At 64.4% G+C, this 6,879-nt stretch carries 6 protein-coding genes and 1 tRNA gene; 1 reads left to right on the plus strand and 6 read right to left on the minus strand.

Features of this window, described 5'->3' with window-relative positions; all coding sequences use genetic code 11:
* The 5 genes from CAPSK01_RS13600 to CAPSK01_RS13620 all read right to left on the minus strand — a co-directional run.
* Window positions 1-2,350: AMP-binding protein (locus CAPSK01_RS13600; protein WP_273703684.1), on the minus strand; the 2,350-nt coding region annotated here is incomplete at its 3' end.
* A gap of 250 nt (window positions 2,351-2,600) precedes the next feature.
* Window positions 2,601-3,389, minus strand: coding sequence for a 4'-phosphopantetheinyl transferase superfamily protein (locus tag CAPSK01_RS13605; RefSeq protein ID WP_273703685.1), 789 nt, complete (start codon window positions 3,387-3,389; stop codon window positions 2,601-2,603).
* A complete protein-coding gene (locus tag CAPSK01_RS22990; RefSeq protein ID WP_273703686.1) occupies window positions 3,370-4,257 on the minus strand; it encodes an alpha/beta fold hydrolase in 888 nt (295 codons plus the stop codon). The genes CAPSK01_RS13605 and CAPSK01_RS22990 overlap by 20 nt, the downstream gene beginning before the upstream one ends.
* Window positions 4,254-5,066 (minus strand): alpha/beta fold hydrolase, encoded by an 813-nt coding sequence (locus CAPSK01_RS13615; protein WP_034927663.1) that lies wholly within the window; start codon window positions 5,064-5,066, stop codon window positions 4,254-4,256. The genes CAPSK01_RS22990 and CAPSK01_RS13615 overlap by 4 nt, the downstream gene beginning before the upstream one ends.
* A gap of 122 nt (window positions 5,067-5,188) precedes the next feature.
* A tRNA-Ser gene (locus CAPSK01_RS13620) sits at window positions 5,189-5,276 on the minus strand.
* Window positions 5,277-5,484: 208 nt separating this feature from the next.
* Here CAPSK01_RS13620 and CAPSK01_RS13625 point away from each other — a divergent pair.
* A complete protein-coding gene (locus CAPSK01_RS13625) occupies window positions 5,485-6,177 on the plus strand; it encodes a Bax inhibitor-1/YccA family protein (protein WP_034927664.1) in 693 nt (230 codons plus the stop codon).
* A gap of 43 nt (window positions 6,178-6,220) precedes the next feature.
* On the opposite strand, the gene CAPSK01_RS13630 is transcribed toward CAPSK01_RS13625, so the two are convergent.
* Window positions 6,221-6,879: polysaccharide deacetylase family protein (locus CAPSK01_RS13630; protein WP_034927667.1), on the minus strand; the 659-nt coding region annotated here is incomplete at its 5' end.

Below are 6,879 nucleotides of genomic sequence, written 5' to 3' on the forward strand. Positions count from 1 at the left end.
GCGGGCGGCCGATCGGTACCAGGGTATCGCTGTCGGCAAGCTGGCCGGCGTCGAAGAAGCAGGCATCGAAGGCTTCCGAGAGGCCGTAGAGGTTGAGCAGCATGCGTCCCGGCAGTGCCCGTGCGAAGCGCCGGGCGAGTTCGGTGCCGAGAGGTTCGCCGCCGATGCACCATTCGCGCAACAGCGGCAGGCGGGCGGCGAGCTGGTTAGGGGCATTGCCCACTTCGTGCGCGTCGAGCAGCATGCGCAGCAGCGACGGGACCAGCATCATCCGGGTGACGCGGTATTCGGCGAGCAGGGCGACCAGGTTCTGCGGGTCGACGAGCACCGGTTGCGGGATGAGCACGCTCGGCACGCCGTGCAGCAAGGGGCCGAGCAGTTCCCACAGCGAATCGACGAAGTTGAGGGCGGTCTTGCAGGCGGAGACATCGCCGGCAACGAAGGGATATTCCCGCCACATCCAGGCCAGGCGGTTGAGGAGCTGGCGCTGCTCGACCAGAACGCCCTTTGGTCGCCCGGTCGAGCCCGAGGTGAACACCACGTAGCACAGGCTGGCGGCGCCCGCCGGGCTGACCGGGCGAGTGGATGCCTGGCGGGCGATTGCCGGCCAGTCGCGGTCGAGACACAGCACCTCGGCGTGGTGCGGGGGCAGTACTGCCAGCCAGCGGGTCTTGGTGAGAAGCAGTGCGACGGCGCTGTCTTCGAGCATGGCAGAGACGCGCTGACGCGGGTAGCCGGGGTCGATCGGCACGTAGCAGCCCCCCGCCTTGAGAATCGCCAGGACGGCGACGAACAACTCGGGGGAGCGTTCCATCGAGACGCCGACCAGGGTTTCATGTCCGACGCCAATCTGGCGCAGGTGGTGCGCAAGCTGGCTGGAACGTTGGTCGAGTTCCCGGTAGCTCAGGCCCGTGTCGGCGCCGAGAATGGCCGGCGCGTCGGGACTGCGGTCCGCCTGTATCTCGAAAAGGCGCGACAGCGACGAATCGGCCGGGTAGTCGCCGTCGGTGGCGTTCCACTCGTCGACAAGCTGCCGCCATTCGCTGTCGCCAAGCAGGCGTAGCGTGGCCACCGGTTTGCGGGTGTCGGCGGCGAGATCGTCGAGCAGGTTCAGATAGTGGCCGGCAATTCGCTGCAGGGTGGTTGCGTCGAACAGTGCCGGATCATAGATCAGGCGGGCGACGAGATGGTCGCCATTCTCGTCGACACGCAGGCTCAGGTCATGGTCGGCGCTGCCGAGATCGACGGCGAAGGGGTGCAGCGTGACGGCACCGGCCGGCAGCGTCGCAGGGGGCGCCGTGCGGTAGTCGAAGAGCACCTGGCAGATCGGTGCGTAACCCAGTGTGCGGCTGGGCTGCAGGGCTTCGATCAGGCGCTCGAAGGGCAGTCCGGCGTGTGTGCGGGCATCCGCGAGGGCTTCGCCACAGCGCTGCAGCAGGGTATCGGTGCCGGCGTCGGCCGAAATCGGCAGGCGTAGCGCGAGGATGTTGTCGAGCGGGCCGATAAGCCGGGCAAAGGGCGCTTGCGCCCGGTAGCTGCTGCGCAGTCCGATCACCAGGTCGTTCTGGCCACTGTAGCGCTGCAGCAGGGCGGCAAAAGCCGCCAGGAATACCCCTGGCAGGTCCAGCGCGTGCCTTGCCGCGAGCGCGCACAAACGGTCTACGAGCGGCGCTGGCAGCGGCAGCGGCAGGCTGGCGCCCTGGTGGCCCTGGATCGCTGGACGGGCACGGTCGGTCGGCAGCTCAAGCACTTCTGTCGCGCCCGCAAGGCGTTCTTTCCAGTGGGTGAGGAGGGGGGTCTGCGGCGCCTCTTGCCAGGCGACGAAATCGGCGAAGGTCGGTGCCGCCGGACCGTCTGGCAGGCTGCCGTCAAGGCTGTTGGCGATCTCTCCGAGCAACAGGTCGAGGGCTTCCTCATCACAGATGTAGCGGTGGGCGCACAGCAGCAGCAGGTGCTCGGTATCGGCGAGACGCAGCAGGTGAGCCCGGAGCAGCGGCGGCTGACCGAGATCCTGGGGCGTGCCGGCGTTGACGGCGATCCAGCGCGCGCGTGCGTGTGCGTGGGCAGCGCTGCCGGGCGTTTCCGAGAGGCTGTCGACGGTCAGTGCAGGGCGGGTGGCGGAGGGCGTTTGCGGTGGTGCTCCGAAGCTGCTCCAGAGCGCGTCGTGACGGGCGCAGACCCGGTCAATGGCGTTCTGCAGGGCGTCTGTGCAGAGCGGCCCGACGATGCGCGCGCCGCTGGCGACGCGGAGGCGGGCGTGACCAGGATAGGCTTGCTCCAGGAACCAGATTCGTTCCTGGGCCGGCGTCCGGCGAGGAATCGGGCACCCAGGATGACATATGGGTAGCAACCGCGCAGCCTGTCCCAAACAGGCGGCATCGTTCACTTGGCAAGACATGATCACTCCCTGACCCTGTGGATTGCTTTGTTTTTATGGGCTTGCCGCCCGCTGCTGCCGTTCCGGCCAGCCCCTGCGCTCGACCTTTTGCGGGCATTTCACCAGCCAGCAGGGAGGTCGAATCGAATATCCTAGCTCATACAGATTAGTTCACTGAAGTGGATACTTCAAATTCAAATTGATCGATTCCTGCCAACTCTGGCTACTGATCAGGGTGCCCGTTGACGATGTGAAAGCAACGGATTTGCCCAGGGTCGATGACTGCCCGGATGGCCGCAGCGATGGCGTGGTCGGCGTCGGGGCAGGTGGAGAAGAGCGTCCAGGGCGAACCCGCGCCGGTTACCCCGGCAAACCCGGAATCGGTATTGGGCAGGCTGATCGTGACCTGCTCGGGCGGGCTGGCGAGGCCTGTGCCGAGAGCTTTGAGAACGGCTTCCTTGGCGGTCCAGAGGCGGAAGAAATTCCGGTCATGGTCATTTGCCGGCCTGCCGGCCAGCCAGTTCAATTCGTCGGCGCTGCAACAGTGGGCGGCGAGCGCGTACCGGTTGGGCAAGGGACGGATGCGCTCAAGGTCTACGCCGACCGGAACCCGGCGGGTCAGCCCGATGAGGATGTGATCCTGGCAGTGGGAAAGGTTGAACTGCAGCCCGTCGGCCGTATTCAGCGCTGGTTTGCCGTAGTTGTTGGTGATGAAGCCGAGGCCTTGCGGGTCGCGTGCGAGATAATGCCCGAGCAGGTATCGCAGCAGGCCGCGAGCGTGCATCTGGCGCAACCGGTCTGCTGCGAACACCCGGCGGGCGGCGCTGGCACGCTCGCCGGCATCGGGGAGCCTTTCGATCGTTTGTCGCAGTGCCTCGTGGCCAATCGGGAGGGGCAGCAGCCAGAGGTGGAGGTCGTCGCCTGACAGCCGCGGGGCAGGCGCCTTGTCGAGCAGTTCGGCAATGTTTGCCGGCGTGATCGGCGCGAACGTTTCAGGTGGCGAAGTGGGCATCGGCCCATCGGCGCAGGGCGGCGATCAGTTCGTCGCGGTGATGGCGCGTGGTGAAGGTGTGATCGGCTCCCGGCATGCGGATCTCGGCGAAGTTCGGATGGCCGGCGATCTTCTGCATTTCCTTGCCCAGCATCAGTTGCATGTAGTGGAGGGCAGGGTCATCTTCGGAGTACACCATCAGCAGGGCGGTGCCACGGTCGAGGATGCCGTGGAAGGCGGCGCGCAGTTCCGGTGCATTTTCCGGGATCTGCTCGCTGCCGATGAAGCGCCGCAGAAATTGCCGGCCGACGACACGCAGTAGTTCGACGGGATTGCTCTGCCCGCTCAGCAGCTTGCGCCAGCTGGTCGGGTTGAAGAGCGCACGCTTCCAGAGGTAGCGCGCCGATTCGCTGGCGCGCAGGGTACTGTTGATGCCAGCATCAATCGCATCACCAGAGTCGTCGGTGACGCCATGCAGGCCACGCCCGTTGATCAGCACCGCGCCCAGCACCGCCGGGTTGTCGCGGCAGGTGAGAAACGAGATGTCGGCCCCCGAGCAAATCCCGCACAGGATGAAGCCACGGCAGTCGCTCTCGGCACCGAGCGCGGCCATTGCTGCCGAGGTCTCACGGATGGCGCTCTTCTCGAAGCTCAGCGCGTCGCTGCGTGGGCGGCTGTCGCCAATTCCCGAGAGATCGAAGCGCAGCACCGGGTAGCCGGAGGCAGCGAGTCGCCGGGCGATGTTCACGTACAGGCGATTGGGACCGGCACGATGAACGACTCCGGCGTTCACCAGCACGATGCCGGGACGTTTGCCGGGTGTGGCGCTGGGGGTATGAATGCCGATCAGGCTGTTGCTGTCGCCGAAATGGAGAACGCGCTCGTTCATCGCCGCTCTCCCTGTGCCGATTCGACCATGGCCTGCAGGACGCGCGCCGGCGGCATCAGGACGTCGTTCATTTCGGCTCCCTCGGCCCATAGTTCGGGCCACGGCACGTGTTTCCGATCGACGCTTGCGCCAAGCGCAGCGAGCCGGTTGCCCAGCGCATCCGGATCGGCTTGCGGGCTGCTGCTCATCAGCAGTATTTGCGGAGCAGGCGCACGCGGCAGGGTGGCGAGGTCGATGGCACGCAGGCCGCTGGCCAGGCGGGGGGAAAGGAGGGCGCCGAAAATCTCGCGCACTCCCTCTGTCGACGGGAGAGTCTGACCGTGCCCGGCCGTCTGGCGGAAGCGCTGCTGGTGCGCTTCGAGCAGTGTATCCACGTAGCGCTTGCCGTCCACTACTGCATCCCACAGGATCAGGCCAGCGACGTCCTGGTGCTGTGCTGCATACAGGGCGGCCAGGCTGGCACCGACACGCAGGCCAGCAAGCCAGACCGGCATGCCGGCCGTATGGTCGCGGAGGGTATTCACCGCGGTGGCGACGTCATCGAGCCATTGCTCCAGGCTGCCCTCGCTGTCCTCGCCGGCAGAATCGCCCGTTGCAAAGTAGTCGAAGCGCAGCACAGGGAAGCCGGCTCGCGCCAAGCGGCTGGCGAACTGTCGAAAGACGCGGTGGGTAGAGACATACTCGCGCCCGAAAGGCGGGCAGAGAACGAAACCGAAGGGGCGTGTCGTGGCTCCCTGTGGAGCGTCAAAACAGAAGAAGAGCTGTTTGTCCGCAGCCCCCATGTATCCGGTGATGGTTGGATTGCGCATTGTCGACCTCCCCCTCAGACCGGTACAGCGATCCGGTAAGGTCGTTACATAAATATTGGACCGATTTGGACCGATCGGCCTGAGCTGGTCGAATTCCCTCATATTCGACCGAAATAATTCCCTGGCGGAAGCGGTGAGATTCGAACTCACGAACGGTTGCCCGTTGCCGGTTTTCAAGACCGGTGCAATCGGCCACTCTGCCACGCTTCCTGCTCGACGCTGTAGAGACGGAGTCCTTGGGCTCTTGCAGAGCGAAAGCCACACGTCTACCGCGCGTGCCAATCAATGATAGCACGGCAGACTCCTGCCCAGGCCGTTGGCACGCTGCTAACGGTCATGACTTTTCCAGCTTGAAACTTTTTCGCTAATTGGCTAGTCTTAGGCCCGTAATCGCATTTCCATATCCAGGAGGAACACCATGCAATCCCAATTTCAGATGACCAGCCAGGCCAGCGGCGAACTCGCGTTACAGCAGAACCGGGTCCTGCGCAATACCTTCATGATGCTCGCCTTGACCATGATTCCAACCGTCATCGGTGCGCTGGTCGGCGTACAGATGCGGTTCTCGTTCCTGTCCGGCAGCCCGCTGATGTCTTTCCTGCTCTTCCTCGGGATCGCCTTCGGCTTCATGTGGGGCATCGAGCGTACCAAGGACAGCGGCGTGGGCGTGCTGCTCTTGCTCGCGTTTACCTTCTTCATGGGTCTGATGCTCTCACGCATCCTGCAGGTGGCGCTCGGCTTCAGCAATGGCGGTTCGCTGATCGCCATGGCCGCGGGCGGGACGGGGGTGATCTTTTTCTCGCTCGCCGGGGTGGCCACGGTCACCAAGAAGGATTTCAGCTTCCTCGGCAAATTTCTGTTCGTCGGCATGATCGTCGTCCTGCTGGCGGCCGTAGCCAACATCTTCTTTCAGATACCGGCCCTGTCGCTGACCATCTCGGCGATCGCAGTGATGGTCTTCTCCGCCTATATTCTCTATGACATCAGCCGGATCGTTACCGGCGGCGAAGACAATTACATTTCGGCGACGCTGGCGGTGTATCTCGACATCTACAACGTTTTCGTCAGCCTGCTGAACTTGCTGATGGTCTTCAGCGGCGATCGCGACTGATCGTGTCCTGAATGAAAAAGGGCGGCTTTAGGCCGCCCTTTTTTCATTCAGGCGGCAGGAATGCGCTGCCCTGCAACAGGTGTGTCCCGGCGCGACCCGGGATTTCGGCAAAGATGACGGTGTGGCGCGGCAAGGTTGCGAGCTTGCGCGAGATCAGCAGGTCGCGCAGGGCAACCAGTTGATAACCCTGGTTCTTCCACTCGACGAGCAGACGCTCGAAAGCGTTGCTGAACTTCATCCCCTCCAGTTCGGCACGCAAAGTGAACACGTGCTCGCCGTCGGTACTGCCGGTCTCTCCGAGAATTTGCTCGATGGCCCGATCCACAGATGCGCCTGCCGGGAGCAGCAGTTCGTCCAGGGTGGGTAGCGTCGTCGGAAGCTGTGGGCAGTGCACAAGTTCGCCATCAATGACCGGGATGAACGGGAATTTCCCCCGGCAATCACTGGCGTAGGCAAAGCCCAGGCGTTGCGTCAGGCGCAGGGCATGACGATTCATCCGCCAGGCGGCAGCGCCGTGCGCTTTCGGCGGCTCGCCGAAAAGCGCTTCGAAACGCCGGTAGGCCTGCGCCATTTCAGCTTCGATCCAGGCGTTGTCGGCAGTGTAGACCCGGTTTTCCCAGCGCACGCGATGCCAGGCGTGGATGGCGACTTCAAAACCGGCAGCGCGCGCCTGCCGCATGCTCTCGGCGCCGCGGCTGCCGA

Source organism: Candidatus Accumulibacter vicinus (assembly GCF_000584955.1).
In the GTDB taxonomy this organism is placed as follows: domain Bacteria; phylum Pseudomonadota; class Gammaproteobacteria; order Burkholderiales; family Rhodocyclaceae; genus Accumulibacter; species Accumulibacter vicinus.

What these genes read in the sequence shown, in the direction of transcription:
- CAPSK01_RS13605 (WP_273703685.1), bottom strand. Translation starts at nt 3,389, where the DNA reads ATGCCCACTTCGCCACCTGAAACGTTCGCGCCGATCACGCCGGCAAAC.
- CAPSK01_RS22990 (WP_273703686.1), bottom strand. Translation starts at nt 4,257, where the DNA reads ATGAACGAGCGCGTTCTCCATTTCGGCGACAGCAACAGCCTGATCGGC.
- CAPSK01_RS13615 (WP_034927663.1), bottom strand. Translation starts at nt 5,066, where the DNA reads ATGCGCAATCCAACCATCACCGGATACATGGGGGCTGCGGACAAACAG.
- CAPSK01_RS13625 (WP_034927664.1), top strand. Translation starts at nt 5,485, where the DNA reads ATGCAATCCCAATTTCAGATGACCAGCCAGGCCAGCGGCGAACTCGCG.